The organism is Lacrimispora algidixylanolytica, from assembly GCF_003609635.1.
GTDB lineage: Bacteria > Bacillota > Clostridia > Lachnospirales > Lachnospiraceae > Lacrimispora > Lacrimispora algidixylanolytica.
In genome coordinates this window covers 683,426-701,135 of the sequence record NZ_MCIA01000001.1, presented here as the reverse complement: position 1 = coordinate 701,135, position 17,710 = coordinate 683,426, and the positions used below count along the sequence as shown (strand labels likewise).

The following is a 17,710-nucleotide window of genomic DNA, read 5'->3' as shown; positions in this document are numbered from 1 at the left end:
GTTGCTTCCAGCTTGTCAACTGTTTTTTTATTTTCTTTTTTCGCTGTTTTTCGACAGCTCATATATATTACCACATCTTCACGATTGTGTCAATATCTTTTTTACTGTCAAAACGAAGAAAGATTTCATTTGGAATTAAGCGGAGAAAGAGGGATTTGAACCCTCGCGCCGGTTACCCGACCTACACCCTTAGCAGGGGCGCCTCTTCGGCCTCTTGAGTATTTCTCCGTAGTTCATAGCTTCCATATGATGCGCCCTACAACGATTAGGTTTTCCAGACGCATTGACAATTATACATAATATAATTCGACTTGTCAACCTATATTTTGATTTATTTCTTCCTGAATTCTATCATGTACTAATTCTGCAATCTGTGTCGTTCTTAGCGCCTGATAATCCTCTGAATAAAGGGGCTTTAAGAAGCATATCTGTACGCTCAGCCTTTTGGATGACTTCTCATCAAAAGGTTTGAAACAGTCTATTAGTGCAACCGGTACAATGGGACACTTTGCATTAACCGCACTTTTAAAGGTCCCCCCCTTAAAGGATAACAGCTTATTTCCTTCCCTGCTTCTTGTTCCTTCTGGGAAGATCACATAATTGAAGCCCTTTTTTACATTCTCTGTCATCTGCATAATAATATTCATAGAAGCTTTCATATCTTTTCGGTCTATGAAAAATCCATTGAGTGCATTGACGACTTGTTTCACAAGTATAAGATTAGAAGCTTCTTTTTTAACGATTACGCTAAGTGGCTTAGGACTTGCTTCTATGAGTGCCAGCATATCATAGAGTCCCTGGTGGTTTGGAAAGAGTATGAATCCGTTTTCTGATGGAAGATTTTCAACTCCATGAACCTCTACTTCTACCTTACCAGACTTATTAACCTTCTTTACTACATTGCGTATATAGTCGTAACGTTCTGTAAGGGTATGTTGATCTCCTGGAAGGCTTAATTTCCAGATCCGGTGAAACCAGACAGGTACACGCAATAAGTTTTTAATTACCATATAAACAATTCGGTTCATGTTAATTCCTCTCCATAGGCTTTTATGGCAGTTTCGTATAGATTGTTTCCTTTGCTGTCTATCACGACAATGACTGGAAAGTCTTTTACCGTCAGGCGCCTTATGGCCTCGGTTCCAAGATCTTCGTAGGCTATAACTTCTGATGAAAGGATGCATTTTGATAAAAGGGCACCTGCTCCGCCTACTGCGGCAAAATATACAGATTCATTTCTTATGATGGCTTCCATTACTTCTTTACTTCGTTTGCCTTTTCCTATCATACACCCCATTCCAAGGTCAAGTAATGTGGGAGTGTATTTGTCCATTCGACTGGAAGTGGTTGGTCCTGCGGAACCGATGGGCCGTCCCTCTCTTGCAGGAGATGGTCCCATATAGTAAATTGTGTTTCCTTCTATATCAAAGGGAAGAGGTTCTCTCCGGTCCAATGTTTCTATCATTCTTTTATGGGCTGCATCTCTGGCGGTGTAAATGGTTCCTGTCAGATATACGTAATCTCCTGATTGCAGTTTTCTTGCATCCTCTTTCTTTATTGGAGCATTAATATGAAAATCCATGAATTCCTCCCATTCAATTCTGTATTATATAACGCGGTGGGCGTGTCTGTTTACATGGCAACAGATATTAACAGCGACAGGCAGACCAGCGATATGGGTTGGATACGTTTCTATATTTACGGAGAGAGCAGTTACACTTCCTCCAAGACCACCGGGACCGATTCCCGTACGATTGATTTTTAAAAGCATCTCTTCTTCTAGTTCTCTGACATATGCAATCTCTGGTTTCTCGCTAAGATCTCTTGTGAGAGCATGTTTTGCCATCTGAGCACATTTTTCAAAGCTACCCCCGATTCCGACTCCAACAACCATTGGGGGACACGCATTGGGACCTGCTTCTTTTACGGTTGTCATAATGGCTTCTTTTACTCCATCTAAACCATCTGACGGCTTTAGCATAAAAATGCGGCTCATATTCTCACTTCCAAATCCTTTTGGAGCGACTGTGATATCAATCTTATCTCCACTGACAATCTCATAATGGATTACTGCGGGAGTATTATCATTGGTATTGATTCGCTCAATGGGCTCTACTATGGATTTTCTTAAAAAACCCTCTACATATCCCTGGGAAACTCCCCGGTTAATTGCATCAGTCAGATTTTCTCCTTCTATATGTACATCTTGGCCAACTTTTATAAATACCACGGCCATTCCTGTGTCCTGGCAGATGGGAATCATCTCTTCCCCAGCGATCTTTAAATTTTCCTGAAGCTGACAGAGCACCTGACGTCCTAGCTGGGATTTTTCAGTGCTGACTGCATTTAGAAAAACGTCTTCCATGTCTTTTGACAACACATGGTTGGCTTCTATACACATTTCCTTAATGCTTTTTGTTATTTCCTCACTTTTAACTGTCCTTAACATGGCTTCCTCCAAAGATAGGGCTACATCGTATTTTTTTATCATATATGATTCAATCAATGAAATCAAGTCAAAAAATAATGGCAGGGTATGATATTATTTATCATCCCCTGCCATCGTCTCTAAATTTAGGCGATTGCTTATTAATTTTCCTTGAACATCTTTTATGGTAATTTGTTCCATCTTATTTCTGCAAAGCTCATTTAACTCTCCATATACCTCATCCATAACAGCTGACATGCCGGACGCCACCATGCAGGGAAGGTTTTCATCTCCTGATTTCCATGATGAAGATACAAAGCTTACCTCCAGTGCGTCACAGATCTGCTTTAAATTAATGCTGGATGGTTCCTGGATTAAATGATATCCGCCTTCCAGGCCTTCTTTGGTTTCAATGATCCCTGCTTTTTTAAGCTTTGACATCACTTTACGGATCCTTGCTGGATTGGTGCATACGTTGGTGGCCAGCTCTTCACTGGAAGTTGTAATCTGTCTCTGATTTAAATATACTACGCTGTGGACAGCTACTGCAAATTCACTTGTCATACGAATCCCCCATTTTCAGAACATCATATGATTCTTCTTATCTGTAATCATATTGGTTTCAGTTTGTATCTTATCAAATTCTTTGGTCTCTTGTCAAGGGACCAGCAAAAAAAAGAGATCCAGCTTCTGAAAAAAGAAGCTGGACCTCATAATTTGACCTTCCGTAACTTCCGGCTGATCTAATATTATATTAATCTGATTTTTCCTTTATCTGAACTATAATATCTTTTATGACCTTATCCTTCATCTCTAGAATGGTGTATTTATTCTTTTCGTCCTCTAATTCTAAAGGCATCTGAGAATCTTTTGGGATAAAGCCTAGCAGTTCAATTAAGTATCCGGACAAGGTATCACAAGAACTTTCAATCTCTTCATGAAGAACCTCATCAATATCATACAGAGAGATACTTCCTGAAGCTTTGTATACAAATGGCTCTACTTCAATCAATTCAGGTTCTTCATCCTCGTATTCATCATGGATATCACCCATAATCTCTTCAATCAGATCCTGCATGGTGATGAGTCCTGATACTCCTCCGTACTCATCAATCAGTATTGCCATATTCTTTTTGTGCTTTTGCATGTCCAAAAACAGATCATCTGTTTTTTTATTTTCCGGGATGAAGTAGGGCTTTTGCAAAATAGGTTTAATATCTATATCTGCAAGCTCATTCTTATGCATCTCGATGGTAACGTCCTTCATGGACAAAATACCGACTATATTATCAATCTCTCCGTCATAAATCGGGATTCTGGAATGTCGACTATCTAAAATTTCTTTCAATACCAGTTCAAGAGGCTGTTTGATATCCACGGCCACCATGTCCTGTCTTGGAATCATGATTTCTCTGGCCCTTTTATCATCAAAAAGGAATATCGATGTGATCATATCCTCTTCAATCTTGTTGAATACTCCGTTTTCACGTCCAGTCTGGAGCATGGAACGGATTTCCTCTTCTGATACTTCTTCTTCTAGATTGTCTGTCTTCATGCCAAGCAGCTTTAAGATTCCGTTGGTTGAAAAGGATAGAAGCTTTATAAACGGTCCTAGAATTCTGGAAATGATATAGATGGGTCGGATAGCAAATAAGCTAAATAATTCTGCCTTCTGCAGCGCCACTCTCTTTGGTACCAATTCTCCAAATACCAGGTTAAAATAAGACAGGATAATCGTTACCCCAACCATTGCTACACTACGGCTGTAGGGAACGCCTAATGATTCAAGCTTTAAACCAAGAATCTGGGATATACCGGTTGCCGCCGATGCACTGGAGAAAAATCCTGCAAATGTAATGGCTACCTGAATGGTTGATAAAAACCCCGTTGAATCTTCCGATAGTTTTTGAATCAATAATGCCTTTTTATTACCGCTCTCGGCTAACATCCGAATCCGGTTCTTATTGACCGATACAACGGCCATCTCTGCCCCTGAGAAAAATGCGTTCATTATGGTGAGGCCAATTAATAATAAAATCTGTGCGACTATCTGAGCCGCGCCTGGGTCACTCTCCAAGCTGGTATTCCTCCTTTTTTTTGGACTATGTCCAAGCAGGCTTAACCTGCTTAATTTCAATATGCAAAAGACTTTGATTGCAGTAAATTATATTGCTGCTTTCAAAGTCCTTTACCACTTTTATTGATGCATTATATTATAATATATATTTAAAAATATTACAATAGTTATCTTGTTAAGATTTAATTTTCAGAATCACTTGTATCTTTCTTAGAGTCTTCCATGATCTCTTCTGACTCTACATCAAGTTCTTCTGATTCTTCCTCATCCGTTTTGGATCCGTCATCTCGTACCTTTGCTATGCTCGCTACTCTGATGTCAGTTTCCTGTCCAACATTCATAAGTTTTACACCGGATGTATTCCTTCCGATGACAGAAATTTCATTGGCAGCGATTCGAATTACAATGCCTTCTGTGGTAATCAGAAGAAGGTCATGTTCATCCTCAACCAACTTTGCTCCAACAATTTCTCCGGTCTTTTCGGTAATCTTATAACAAAGAACACCTTTACCGCCTCTTCTCTGAGGGGAGAATTCTTCGATAGGGGTACGTTTTCCCATACCGTTTTCAGAAACGATTAAGAGCTTTGGCCCCTGGGTCTCCATCTGCATTCCAACAACCTGGTCGTCATGGTTTAATCTCATACCAATAACACCCATGGATACACGACCAGTCACGCGGACATCCTTTTCATGGAACCGGATGCACTGACCTTTCTTGGTAACTAAGAAGATATCCAACGTATTATCCGTTGCTTTCACTTCAATGAGCTCGTCGTTTTCCCTAAGGACAATTGCCTGAAGACCATTCTTTCTTACATTGGCGTATTCCATCATCGGAGTTTTCTTTACCATTCCGGATCTGGTTGCCATGAATAAGAATTTCTCATCATCGTATTCCTTCATCGGTATGATAGCTGTAATACTCTCGCCTGGAAGCATCTGGAGAAGATTTATAATGGCTGTTCCTCTGCTGGTTCTGCTTCCCTCTGGAATCATATAGGTCTTTAACCGGTACACACGACCTGTGTTGGTAAAGAACATCAGATAATGATGAGTGGTTGTCATCATCAGATCTTCGATGTAATCCTGGTCAATGGTCTGCATTCCCTTGATCCCCTTGCCGCCTCGGTTCTGGTTTTTGAAGTTGTCTATGGACATTCTCTTAATATACCCTAACTTTGTCATGGCAACGATAGTATTCTCTTCAGAAATCAGATCTTCCATGGACATATCAAATTCATCAAATCCAATGGAGGTTCTTCTGTCATCTCCGAATTTAGCAGAAATGATGGAAATTTCCTCTCTGATTACTCCTAACAGTTTTTTCTCATCAGCAAGAATGGCATTTAATTCTGCAATCCGCGCCTGTAACTCCCTGTATTCATTCTCAAGTTTTTCCCTCTCCAGACCGGTCAGTGCACGAAGACGCATGTCTACGATCGCCTGGGACTGAACATCGCTTAATCCGAAGCGTTCCATCAATTCAGCTTTTGCAATCTGAATATTTTGGGATCCACGGATGATACGAATTACTTCGTCAATGTTATCTAGGGCAATGATAAGGCCATTTAAGATATGTGCCCTTTCCTCTGCTTTATTTAAATCGTAACGGGTTCTTCTGGTCACGACTTCCTTTTGGTGCTCCAGATAGTAGTTCAACATCTGAAGGACGTTAAGTGTCCTTGGCTCCAGAGCTCCTGATTTATTCTTTACCAAGGCAATCATGATAACACCAAAGGTATCTTGAAGCTGAGTGTGTTTAATTAGCTGGTTGAGAATTACATTTGCATTTGCATCCCGGCGCAACTCGACACAGATTCTCATACCGGCACGGTCGGATTCATCTCTTAAATCCGTAATACCATCTATTTTTTTATCTTTTACAAGCTCAGCTATCTTTTCGATTAGACGGGCCTTATTAACCATGTATGGAAGCTCTGTGATAATAATCCGACTCTTACCATTCGGCATTGCTTCGATGTCACTGACGCCTCTTACCCGGATTTTTCCTCTTCCTGTGCGGTATGCTTCTTCAATTCCCAGCTTTCCGAGGATGGTCGCTCCGGTTGGGAAATCCGGCCCTTTGATGATATCAAGGACTTCTTCCATCGTGGTTTCACGGTTCTCTTCCACCTGGTTGTCAATGATCTTTACAACCGCTCCAATCACTTCTCTTAGGTTATGAGGCGGAATATTGGTGGCCATACCAACGGCAATTCCGGAGGTACCGTTTACCAAAAGGTTTGGATAACGGGAAGGCATTACATCTGGTTCACTTTCCGTCTCATCAAAGTTCGGAATGAAATCTACCGTATCTCTGTTGATATCCGCAAGCATCTCCATAGATATCTTACTTAAACGGGCTTCCGTATACCTCATGGCAGCGGCACCGTCTCCATCCACAGAACCGAAGTTTCCGTGTCCATCCACCAATGGATATCTGGTTGACCATTCCTGTGCCATATTTACCAAGGCACCGTAAATGGAGCTGTCACCATGAGGATGGTACTTACCCATGGTATCACCAACGATACGGGCACATTTACGATGGGGCTTATCGGGACCGTTATTAAGCTCGATCATAGAATACAGGACTCTTCTCTGAACCGGCTTTAAACCGTCTCTTACATCAGGCAGAGCTCTGGAAGCAATGACACTCATGGCATAATCAATGTATGACTTTTCCATGGTCTTTTTTAAGTCCACTTCATGAACTTTATCAAAGATATTTGGTTCCATTTTATTTCCTCCAATTAAACATCAAGATTCTGTACGTATTTGGCATTTGCTTCGATAAATTCACGTCTTGGCTCAACCTGATCTCCCATAAGGGTTGTAAAGGTTAAATCCACCTCGGACTTAGATTCCTCATCAATATTGATTCTTAAAAGAATTCTTCGCTCCGGATCCATGGTGGTTTCCCAAAGTTGTTCCGCATCCATCTCACCTAGCCCTTTATACCGCTGGATCTTATTGTTATTATCCCTTCCAATCTCTGTTAAGATGGAATTCAACTCTTCATCGCTGTACGCATACCATATCCTCTTATTCTTTTCGACCTTATAAAGAGGCGGCTGTGCCATATAAACGTGTCCTTTACTGATAAGATCCGGCATAAACCGATACAAGAAGGTTAAAAGCAAGGTACCGATATGGGCTCCATCTACATCCGCATCGGCCATGATAATGATTTTATGATATCTTAGCTTGCTTATATCAAAATCATCATGGATTCCCGTACCAAAGGCGGTAATCATTGCTCTGATTTCTGCATTGGCGTATATCTTATCCAGCCTTGCCTTTTCCACGTTTAAAATCTTTCCACGAAGGGGGAGGATTGCCTGTGTGTTTCTAGAACGGGCAGTCTTTGCGGAACCGCCGGCACTGTTTCCCTCGACGATGTAGATCTCGCAGTTTTCAGGATTTTTGTCAGAACAATCTGCAAGCTTACCAGGAAGCGCCATGCCTTCCAGTGCTGTCTTTCTTCTTGTTAAGTCCCTGGCTTTTCTGGCTGCGTCTCTGGCCCTTTGAGCCAGTATGGATTTGTCGCAGATGGTTCTAGAAAGACTTGGGTTCTGCTCTAAATAATAAGTGAACTGTTCGCGGAGCATGCTATCTACGGCTCCTCTGGCTTCGCTGTTACCTAATTTCTGCTTTGTCTGACCCTCGAACTGAGGTTCTTCAAGCTTAATGCTTATAATAGCAGTTAGGCCTTCTCTTATATCTTCTCCGGAAAGGTTCGTCTCGCTGTCTCTCAGAAGCTTATTCTTTCTTGCATAATCATTTAACGTGGTGGTCAGAGCATTTTTAAATCCTGCAAGGTGGGTTCCACCCTCTGGTGTATTAATGTTATTTACAAAACTATAAATATTTTCTGTATAGGAATCGTTGTGCTGCATGGCAATCTCTACATAAACTCCATCTTTTATACCTTCGCAGTAAAACACCTGATCATAAAGACAGGACTTTCCCTTGTTTAGGTATGAGACAAACTCCTTAATTCCTCCTTCATAGTGGAACGTATGTTCACGGCCTTCTTCTCTCTCATCCTTAAGTATTATCTTTAAGTTTTTGGTTAAGAAGGCGGTTTCCCTAAGACGGATTTTTAAAGTATCGTAATCGTAAATTGTGTCTTCAAAAATACTTTTATCGGGAAGAAACGTTACCTTGGTTCCGCTTTCTTCAATGCCACAATCACCGATTATCTTTAACGGATACATGGTCTTGCCTTTTTCGTATCGCTGCTTATATATCTTTCCTTCTTGACGGATTTCTACTTCAAGCCACTGAGAAAGAGCGTTTACTACAGAAGCACCAACCCCATGAAGTCCACCAGAAACTTTATATCCACCACCGCCGAATTTACCGCCGGCATGAAGGATGGTAAATGCGACTTCAACGGCTGGTATCCCTGCTTTTTTCTGAATTCCAACCGGGATTCCACGTCCGTCATCTATAACGGTTATGGAGTTGTCTGATTGGATTATTACTTCTATGCTGTTACAGTACCCGGCTAGAGCCTCGTCTACCGCGTTGTCCACGATTTCATATACCAGATGATGAAGTCCCCGGACGGACGTACTGCCTATATACATACCGGGCCTTTTTCTTACTGCTTCAAGCCCTTCTAATATCTGGATTTGATCTGCACCATATTCTTGACTCATTTTACCACACTACCTCCTGAATGGTTAATTTTCATTACCTACGGTACCGTTAATTACCCGGAATATCTTATCGATATGAAACCGGTTTTTTATAAAGTCTTCCAGTCCCGTACAGGTAATGATGGTTTGTATGTGATTAATCCCTGCAAGTAATTGATTCTGTCTGCTGCTATCAAGCTCAGACAGAACATCATCAAGCAAAAGAATGGGATAATCATGTACAATGTTTTCTACCAGTTCTATTTCTGCAAGCTTTAGGGATAACGCAGCGGTCCTCTGCTGTCCCTGAGAACCGAACCGACGAATGTCAATTCCGTTCACGATAAAACTAAGATCATCCCTGTGTGGACCTGATAAGGTTGTCTTCTGCCTTAGATCCTGCTGCCTGCTCCGCCTTAATGTATCTTCAAACGCATCCGCCTCTACATTTGGTTCGTAGAGAATGCGTAGAGATTCCTTGTTTCCGGAAAGGTTCTGGTGGATGGGTCCTATGATTCCATCCATACGCTCGATAAACTCTTTCCTGTAATAAATTATTTCTTTGCCATATTGGATTAGCTGCATATCCCATATATCCAGAGTTTCTTCATAATCAGGCCGAAAGGCCAGATCCTTTAATAACTTATTTCTCTGGGTAACGATCCGGTTATACTGAACCAGGGAATGGACATAGAGTTTGTTTAGTTGACATAACTCAAGATCGATGAACCGACGTCTTTCAGCCGGCCCATTTTTTATGAGATTTAAGTCTTCCGGAGAGAAAAATACTACGTTGACAATTCCAAACAACTCACTGGCTTTTCTTATGGGGACTCCATTCACCGCTACGCCTTTGGCTTTATTTTTCTTTAAATGCATATCAATCCGGTATGGAATATCATTTTTTCTGATGTTTAGCTTGATATGCGATTCATCCCTGTCAAATTGTATAATATCTTTATCCTTGCTGCCTCTGTGAGATTTTGTTGTGGCACAGACATAGATGGCTTCTAAGACATTTGTCTTCCCCTGGGCATTGTCCCCAAATAGTATGTTGGTCCCCTGGCTAAAATCCATATGTAATTCATCATAGTTGCGATAACTCTTAAGCTCTATCGACTCAATCCTCATGGATGGTTCTTCGTTCCTCTCTATTGTCCATGCTTTCGGACATAAAGGTATGCCTGTAGAATGCTACTCGATGGTTATGGTATTACCATCAAAGGTAACGACATCCCCGACCCTTAGCTTTTTTCCTCTTTGCATTTCAATCTGTCCGTTAACAGATACCAGACCATCCTCAATGATGTATTTGGCATCAACACCAGATCCCACTGTTCCTGCGGCTTTTAAGGCCTGTCCCAGCTTGATGTATTCGCCTTTCAGCTTGATTGTTTCCATGATCTCTCCATTCTGTGCCACCTAAGGGGCACTTAAACAATTCTTATACAGATGCTGCATTAAAGTTAACTGGCAGAATCAGATAAATATATTTCCCTTCGTTATCCCTCATAAAACAAGGTGACTTTGGATTTAACATAAAGAGTGTAACTTCTTCATCATCAATAATTCTTAAGGCATCCATTAAAAATTTAGGATTAAAGCCAATCATGATGTCGCTTCCAGTCTTATGCGTTGGCACCTGAGCATTCATGGAACCAAAGCTGGAATTCATCTTAAGCTGCATTTCCTGCTCTTCAATGTTGATGATAAGAGGTTTCTTATCGTTTTCACGTACGAGGATGGTTGATCGGTCAATCGAATCAAGAAGCTCTCTTCTGTTTACGGTGGCCTTTGTCTCGTAGTCGCTGGAAAGCATCTGGTCAATTCGGAAGTATTCACCTTCAATCAGGCGTGATACAACCATGGTATGATCAAACTCGAATAAGATATGGTTGGCTCCAAAGAAAATAAGAACTTCTTTTTCGTTGTCTCCACCAAGAATTTTGCTGACTTCGCTTAGAGTCTTGCCAGGAACAATGACTTTTATATCATGATAGCTGTCTTTTAATTCAATATTTCTTATGGAGATGCGGTGACCATCCAGAGAAACCACTTTTAATTGATTCCCTGTTACCTGGAAAAGCTCTCCAGTCATCATCTTATTGCTGTCATTTGGTGCAATGGAGAAAATGGTCTGACGGATTACTTCTTTTAGGGAAAATTGGGATAAACAAATGTAATGATCCCTTTCTATATATGGGAGATAGGCAAATTCTTCGCCATCCCGTCCCTGAATATGGAAAACTGAATTTTCACAGGAGATGGTAGTTGTAAATTTATCATCGCTTTCAATGGTTACCATCGAATCTCCTGCAGATGAAAGCTTTCTTACGATTTCAGAAAGAAGTTTTGCCTCAAGGGCGATTTTTCCTCGTTCCAGGATGGTTCCTTCCACCTTTGTTTCGATACCAAGTTCCATATCATTGGCTGTTAGCTTAATCTCAGATCCACTGGCATCGATAAAGATACATTCGAGGATAGACATGGTTGTCTTGCTGGGAACTGCTTTTAGTACAATATTAATACCGTTTAAAATTACATCTTGATGAAATGTCAGCTTCATATTTGTTGATAACTCCTTTGCTCTCGAAATTGCAATAAATAGATAAATAATATAGTTAAAATTCGTCGTAATAGTAGTAGGGGCTGTGGGTTTGTGTAAAAGCCCTTATAACCTTTATAAAGGCTCAGATTTCTGTGTATATAAAGATGTGAATAACGTCCACAGAATCTAAGGAAAACTATCAAGTTATCCACAAGATGATTAGAAACGTTTTGAGGGACTTAATTATCCACAGGATATTAACACCTAATACACACATTATTGTGGAGTAATCTTCTTCTTTAAAATATCAATGGTATTACCTAAAGTTTCATTCCTGCTTAACTCAGTGGTAATCTTATCAATACCGTGTATGATAGTGGTGTGATCCCTTCCTCCAAGGTATTTTCCAATCAACTGAAGGGGGGTTCCAACCATCTCTCGGCATAGATACATGACGATTTGACGTGGATAGACGATTTCCTTGTTACGCTTTTGGGAACAAATATCAAGGGGGGTTAAACCGTAATGGTCTGCGACTACTTGGATTACAAGTTCCGGCGTAACTTCTCTTTTATCATTAGGTGAAATAATGTCCTTTAATGCTTCCTCAGCCAGTTCCACAGTGATTTCTTTGTTATCGAGACGGGAGAGGGCGACGATTTTTGTTAACGCACCTTCCAGCTCTCTGATGTTGGATTTTACGTTGGTGGCTATATACTTGATTACTTCATTGTCAATGTTATAGCCTTCCATCTCTTCCTTTTTCCTTAAGATGGCCATTCGAGTCTCATAATTAGGAGACTGTATGTCCACTGTAAGACCCCATTCAAAACGGGAGCGAAGACGCTCTTCTAAGGTCTCAATTTCTTTCGGAGGTTTATCGGAGGAAATAATGATTTGCTTTTTTAATTCATAAAGGGCATTAAAGGTATGGAAAAATTCTTCCTGTGTACTTTCCTTGCCAATGATAAACTGGATGTCATCGATTAAAAGAACGTCGTTGTTGCGGTATTTTTCCCGAAATTCTGTAGGAGAGAAGTTGTTTTTATTACGAATCGCATCAATCAGCTCGTTGGTAAACTTTTCACTGGTTACATAAAGTACCTTTGCGTGGGGATTGTTCTTTAAAATAAAGTGCCCAATGGAATGCATCAGATGAGTTTTCCCAAGTCCAACACCTCCGTAAATGAAAAGAGGGTTGTAAATCTCTCCGGGCGATTCTGCCACTGCTAGAGATGCAGCATGGGCTAAGTTATTGTTGGCACCCACTACGAATGTATCAAATATGTATTTTGAATTTAAGTTCGCAGTGACGATTGCAGACTGGCTGACCGAGTTCACCGAATTTGTTATAAGTGTATTTCCAGAGGAAGAATCTTTTTGAATCTGATTTTCTACAACAAAATCAACGTCACATTCAAAGCCAGTCACTTCTTCTATTGTAATCTTCAAAAGAAACCCGTATTTTTTGCGGATGTATCCTAAAAATTCCACATCCGGTACTGTAACGATGACTTTTTCGCCATTTACAGCATTCATTTTTAGCGGGAGAAGCCAGGTTTTGAAAGACACGTCTGTGATTTCGTGCTCTTCTTTTAAATTCAATAAGATTTCGTCCCATTTTTCCTTTAACTTTTCTAACATTGTAAGTCTCCTACATCTAAAAAATGCAAATATGCGCATTTGCCCAATCTAAACTTCATTTTATACCATTTTGAATTAATTTTCAATGAGAATAGTAAAAAATTGTGGATAAGTGTGTGTAGAGGGTGTGTATTGCTTGTGAATGATGTGTTGATAATCATCCAGAGAGACGATTTTCCACAAAAACAAAGGTTTTTACAACTTGAGTTATTCACATCCTGGAAAACTTGTATTTTTCTGGAATGTTTGGACAGGCTTGTGAACAAACAGGGGGTTATCAAGATAATATCATAGGATTATCCACAAGTTATCCCCACTTTGTTGATAACTTTATGTAAATTAACAAATTTCGTGATTTTAATAACATGGATTGACGAATGTAATGGAAAGTAGGTATAATGCTGGAGTAACTAGTTGCATTGTATCTTTATTTAAGAACAGTAGCACAGGAGGTCGAAAGATGAACATTGAGAACAAAACACGTAACTTGGTATTGGCAGCCGTTTTTGCTGCTATTATCGTAATTCTGGCATTTACACCTTTAGGGTATATTCCCCTTGGATTTATGAATGCCACCATTATTCAAGTTCCAGTCATAATTGGAGCCATTATTCTTGGACCAAAATATGGAGGATTTCTTGGAATGATGTTTGGACTTACCAGTTTATGGAAAAACACTTACATGCCTAATCCAACGTCGTTTGTATTTTCACCATTTATAAAGGTGGGAGAGTACGGAGGCAATTTTGGAAGCCTCATTATTTGTATGGTTCCTAGAATTTTAGTGGGAATCGTATCGTATTATGTGTTTCGGGCAGTGTTAAAGGCACTGGGGAATAAGAGTGGGAAGCGTACCATTGCACTTGCAACCGCAGGAGTAGTAGGATCATTAACCAATACACTTTTGGTAATGAATCTAATCTATTTTCTTTTCGGTAAAGAGTATGGACAGGTTGCTAAGGGTCTTAGCGATGGGATTTATTCTGTGATTATAGGTATTATATGCATCAATGGAATTCCTGAGGCAATCGTTGCTGGAATTTTAACCGTGGCGGTTACTCAGGCATTGCTTAAAGTGATGAATAGATAGGAATGATGAAAGTGGGCACCTCTTTTAGAAATTTAAGAGGTGCCCATTTTTTTTATAAGGTATCGTTTGGTCTGACACTAGATATGGCATCCGTGATTTCTTCTCTGACACGATTCCAATCGCTTGGTCTTATGGTAAATGTGGTTAGAACATAATACTTGTCAAACTTTTCGCAGGTAAAGTAGAAATATAAAACATTTGTACCAATAGTGGCTGTATATAACGTTTGAGGGGCTTGGTGGTCTAGCGTTAACATTTCTTTGTTGTTGACTGGACTCAGGGAATACTTTGAATTAAAATACTCTTTAATTAGGTCCATAAAATACTGTTCATTAACGGTATCCTGATAATCATCTTTATAATATACGTTAAATATTAATTCGGAATTTTTAATATCATCATATAAATATAAATCATTTGTATCGTCTTTTTCCTGTTCATAACTATTTGGTGCTGTGACTATAATTTCCTTATTTACTGATGTTGCGTCATAGGTATTTTGGTTTGATACTGAGGATGTATCTGAATCATATGCAAATAATATTATTCCTAAAAAGACCATGCCTGTAACTACTAATATGGAGACTATGGTGAGGATAACTCCCAGGAGGTTTGATCCACCCTTCTTTTTTATGTATGCAATGGCGTTTTCGTTGCTATACTGTGAGGCTGTTCTTATGGTATTGTTGCAGGTTTTAAAATATAAATAATTCCCATAAACTCCTACCAAGCAGTGGAAGATTAATCCTATTGGTAAGATAGATCCAACTATACTTGCAATAAAAAATAAGAAAGAATATAAATACATTTTACGATAGATCATCCAGTAAAAGGGAAAGAAAAAGGCGGCCCAGTTCCAGCTTGTAAAGGATCTGTCTGGAATTTGATATTCCCATTTTTTTTTGTAATAGTAATAATTGCTTCCTACAAAGGTTTCGGTTGCCCAGTCCTCCCAGGATCTTTGTTGATTTTCCATTAATAATCTCCTTGCTCTTATGTATATATAATATATTATATCAGCAAAAATCGACAAAATATTTTATTGAGTAAAAAATAGCGGATTACATGTATTTATTAGTTGATAAATAAGCGTTTTTGATATTTTTTTGATATTTGTTATAATGCGATGTTATAAATTATATCTGGAGTTGTTATGTTTTATCTGGTATTTTTCTATTATAAATTAACTGGTTAACATAGTCTAACTATTGAAATGGCAGTGTCTAATCAGGGATGAGCCATTTCTTGTTGGGGATCTCAATACTAGATCTAGTATTGAGAAAGTATAATTGGAACTTGTAGATCTAAGTTTTACGAATGAGAATCTTTTCTTATTATATATGGTTTCAGATAAAAGGGAAATTGTTTCTTTTATAATACAAAAAAGATATTGGTTAATTATTATGTAGATATATAATATTCAGATATATATTAGAATTTATTTCAGATGTTATAATTATAATGTTTTTTATATTTTGATTTCTGAGGATGGTTAGGAATTGAGAGACCGGATGGATTTATAAAAGAAAGGATAGTAATTTAAAACAGGAGACTACTTGAGGATTGTAAAAAAATCTAGTTTCTTCTATATATAGTGTTTTATATTATTTGATAAATTTAAAAGGAAGGAATGAATTTTTAGATCGGCTTTCATTTAAGTTAGGAATTTCTAAAAAGTCCGTAGCCGTCTCTCAGTTGGCAAAACGGTATTTTGCTTTTTTTAAATTCCAGGCCTATATTTATTAAGTGTATACGATAGATCACTTTATATTGATGCGGACAAGATCTGTTTTTAAGAAATGATTGATGAAGATCATAAATGGAGTCCTAGTATTGTTGTCTTAGAAAGTCTGTTATTAGATAAGATCAAGGGGAGCGACCGAAGTCTTTGGTATATGAATTAGTTGGAGCAATTATTTATGAAGCATCTAACTCCCTTATGGAGGATGGGGAGAGGAAAGATGAGGATTTTTATGAAGATAAATTTCTGATAGATGTATTTCTTGTTTTTATAACAGTAATTTGATTATTATTTCTGATATAATTAGTAAATAGGGTATTGGGAGTTTTTATTATAATTATAAAATATGGGAAGAGTGGTGACTGTGTGGCTACCATTCTTCCCAATTCCTTTTTATGTTATTTAATATTGGATAGTTATATGATTTATATTAGAGAAGCAGTGATAATTGACATTTTATATACTTCATCGGCATTGCATCCTCTTGATAGGTCATTGATGGGAGCATTAAGTCCCTGTAAGATTGGACCAAAGGCTTCAAAGTTACCTAAACGCTGGGCAATTTTATATCCAATGTTTCCTGAGTTGATATCTGGGAAAATAAAGACATTGGCTTTTCCTGCTACGGCTGATTGCGGAGCTTTCGTTTTGGCTACGGTTGGTGAGAATGCAGCATCAAATTGAAGTTCTCCATCGATTGGGAAATCTAGATTCATGGATTTTAATTTGTTGGCAGCATTTTGAACTTTATCTACGGATTCTCCTTTTCCGGAACCAAGGGTACTATAGGAAAGTAAGGCAACCTTTGGGTCAATGGAGAAGGTTTTTGCAGTTCTAGCTGTCTCGTATGCAATCTCAACTAGTTCATCTTCATTGGGATTAAGATTGATAGCACAATCTGCCATAGCGTACATCTCTGTTTCTTTTTCAGTCTGGCGGTAAAGGATAAAGCAACTGGATACGATTTTGCTACCTGGTTTTGTTTTGATAAGTTGTAAGGCAGGTCTTACGGTATCAGCAGTGGAATAGGTGGCTCCGCCTAACAGACAGTCGGCGATACCCATTTTAACTAACATGGTACCGAAGTAATTGGATTTTTGGAGGGCTGTACGGCAAGTGGCCTCATCCATTTTCCCTTTTCTTAATTCTACCATCTTGGATATCATTTCATCTATTTTTTCATAATGATTGGGGTCTATTATTTCAATGCCATCGATGGACCATCCAGAATTTTTGGCGGCTTCGTTGATTTCATTTGGGGCGCCTAAGAGGATTGGGGTTAGAATTCCTTCGGTTTGTAGACGGCTGGCAGCTTCTAGAATTCTTGGATCCGTGCCTTCGGTGAATACGATTTTTCTGTTTTGTGTTTTTAGGGTGGTGATCATTTGATCAAACATGATGGGGTCCTCCTTGGGATGATGTTTTGGGGCTATATTGGTTTGTTGGTTTATATGAATTATTAAACTTCCTAAAGGATCATGTTTGAGGAAGTCTTAATTTAGTTGTTCAAATTGAAAAGGATAGATTTGATTTT

The 17,710-nt window shown here is 39.1% G+C and carries 15 protein-coding genes and 1 tRNA gene; 2 read left to right on the top strand and 14 right to left on the bottom strand.

Going from position 1 to position 17,710, the window contains the following annotated elements; translation table 11 throughout:
- Positions 1 to 140: 140 nt before the first annotated feature.
- The 12 genes from BET01_RS03255 to dnaA form a co-directional block, all read right to left on the bottom strand.
- Positions 141 to 228 (bottom strand) — tRNA-Ser (locus tag BET01_RS03255).
- Between the two features lie 86 nt (positions 229 to 314).
- Complete coding sequence (locus BET01_RS03250; RefSeq protein WP_120195300.1) at positions 315 to 1,028, bottom strand: lysophospholipid acyltransferase family protein; 714 nt, start codon at positions 1,026 to 1,028, stop codon at positions 315 to 317.
- Positions 1,025 to 1,582, bottom strand: coding sequence for a Fe-S-containing hydro-lyase (locus BET01_RS03245; protein WP_120195299.1), 558 nt, complete (start codon positions 1,580 to 1,582; stop codon positions 1,025 to 1,027). The genes BET01_RS03250 and BET01_RS03245 overlap by 4 nt, the downstream gene beginning before the upstream one ends.
- A gap of 24 nt (positions 1,583 to 1,606) precedes the next feature.
- Positions 1,607 to 2,449 carry a fumarate hydratase gene (locus BET01_RS03240; protein ID WP_120195298.1) on the bottom strand — a complete coding sequence of 281 codons (843 nt, stop codon included), beginning with the start codon at positions 2,447 to 2,449 and terminating at the stop codon, positions 1,607 to 1,609.
- 93 nt (positions 2,450 to 2,542) lie between these two features.
- Positions 2,543 to 2,992 (bottom strand): RrF2 family transcriptional regulator, encoded by a 450-nt coding sequence (locus tag BET01_RS03235; RefSeq protein ID WP_120195297.1) that lies wholly within the window; start codon positions 2,990 to 2,992, stop codon positions 2,543 to 2,545.
- Between the two features lie 190 nt (positions 2,993 to 3,182).
- Positions 3,183 to 4,505 (bottom strand): hemolysin family protein, encoded by a 1,323-nt coding sequence (locus tag BET01_RS03230; RefSeq protein WP_120195296.1) that lies wholly within the window; start codon positions 4,503 to 4,505, stop codon positions 3,183 to 3,185.
- A gap of 182 nt (positions 4,506 to 4,687) precedes the next feature.
- Complete coding sequence (gyrA, locus tag BET01_RS03225) at positions 4,688 to 7,246, bottom strand: DNA gyrase subunit A (RefSeq protein WP_120195295.1); 2,559 nt, start codon at positions 7,244 to 7,246, stop codon at positions 4,688 to 4,690.
- 14 nt (positions 7,247 to 7,260) lie between these two features.
- Positions 7,261 to 9,174 (bottom strand): DNA topoisomerase (ATP-hydrolyzing) subunit B, encoded by a 1,914-nt coding sequence (gene gyrB / locus BET01_RS03220; protein ID WP_120195294.1) that lies wholly within the window; start codon positions 9,172 to 9,174, stop codon positions 7,261 to 7,263.
- A gap of 24 nt (positions 9,175 to 9,198) precedes the next feature.
- The gene (gene recF / locus BET01_RS03215; protein WP_120195293.1) at positions 9,199 to 10,284 is read right to left on the bottom strand and encodes a DNA replication/repair protein RecF; all 1,086 of its coding nucleotides are present in this window, start codon (positions 10,282 to 10,284) and stop codon (positions 9,199 to 9,201) included.
- Positions 10,285 to 10,347: 63 nt separating this feature from the next.
- Positions 10,348 to 10,554: an RNA-binding S4 domain-containing protein gene (locus BET01_RS03210; RefSeq protein ID WP_120195292.1), complete on the bottom strand. Its 207-nt coding sequence runs from the start codon at positions 10,552 to 10,554 to the stop codon at positions 10,348 to 10,350.
- Positions 10,555 to 10,597: 43 nt separating this feature from the next.
- Positions 10,598 to 11,719 (bottom strand): DNA polymerase III subunit beta, encoded by a 1,122-nt coding sequence (gene dnaN / locus BET01_RS03205; protein WP_120195291.1) that lies wholly within the window; start codon positions 11,717 to 11,719, stop codon positions 10,598 to 10,600.
- A gap of 258 nt (positions 11,720 to 11,977) precedes the next feature.
- A complete protein-coding gene (dnaA, locus tag BET01_RS03200; RefSeq protein ID WP_120195290.1) occupies positions 11,978 to 13,345 on the bottom strand; it encodes a chromosomal replication initiator protein DnaA in 1,368 nt (455 codons plus the stop codon).
- A gap of 460 nt (positions 13,346 to 13,805) precedes the next feature.
- Between dnaA and BET01_RS03195 the strand changes: the two genes are divergently transcribed.
- Positions 13,806 to 14,435, top strand: a complete 630-nt coding sequence (locus BET01_RS03195) for an ECF transporter S component (protein ID WP_120195289.1) — start codon at positions 13,806 to 13,808, stop codon at positions 14,433 to 14,435.
- Between the two features lie 52 nt (positions 14,436 to 14,487).
- Here BET01_RS03195 and BET01_RS03190 read toward each other — a convergent pair whose 3' ends face one another.
- Positions 14,488 to 15,411 carry a DUF2628 domain-containing protein gene (locus BET01_RS03190; protein ID WP_120195288.1) on the bottom strand — a complete coding sequence of 308 codons (924 nt, stop codon included), beginning with the start codon at positions 15,409 to 15,411 and terminating at the stop codon, positions 14,488 to 14,490.
- Between the two features lie 912 nt (positions 15,412 to 16,323).
- Here BET01_RS03190 and BET01_RS21505 point away from each other — a divergent pair.
- Entirely contained in the window at positions 16,324 to 16,461 is a 138-nt protein-coding gene (locus tag BET01_RS21505; RefSeq protein WP_158584974.1) for a hypothetical protein, read from the top strand.
- A 140-nt stretch (positions 16,462 to 16,601) separates the two neighbouring features.
- Here the strand turns inward: BET01_RS21505 and pta are convergent, their stop codons facing one another.
- Positions 16,602 to 17,573 (bottom strand): phosphate acetyltransferase, encoded by a 972-nt coding sequence (gene pta / locus BET01_RS03185; protein ID WP_120195287.1) that lies wholly within the window; start codon positions 17,571 to 17,573, stop codon positions 16,602 to 16,604.
- Between the last annotated feature and the right edge of the window lie 137 nt (positions 17,574 to 17,710).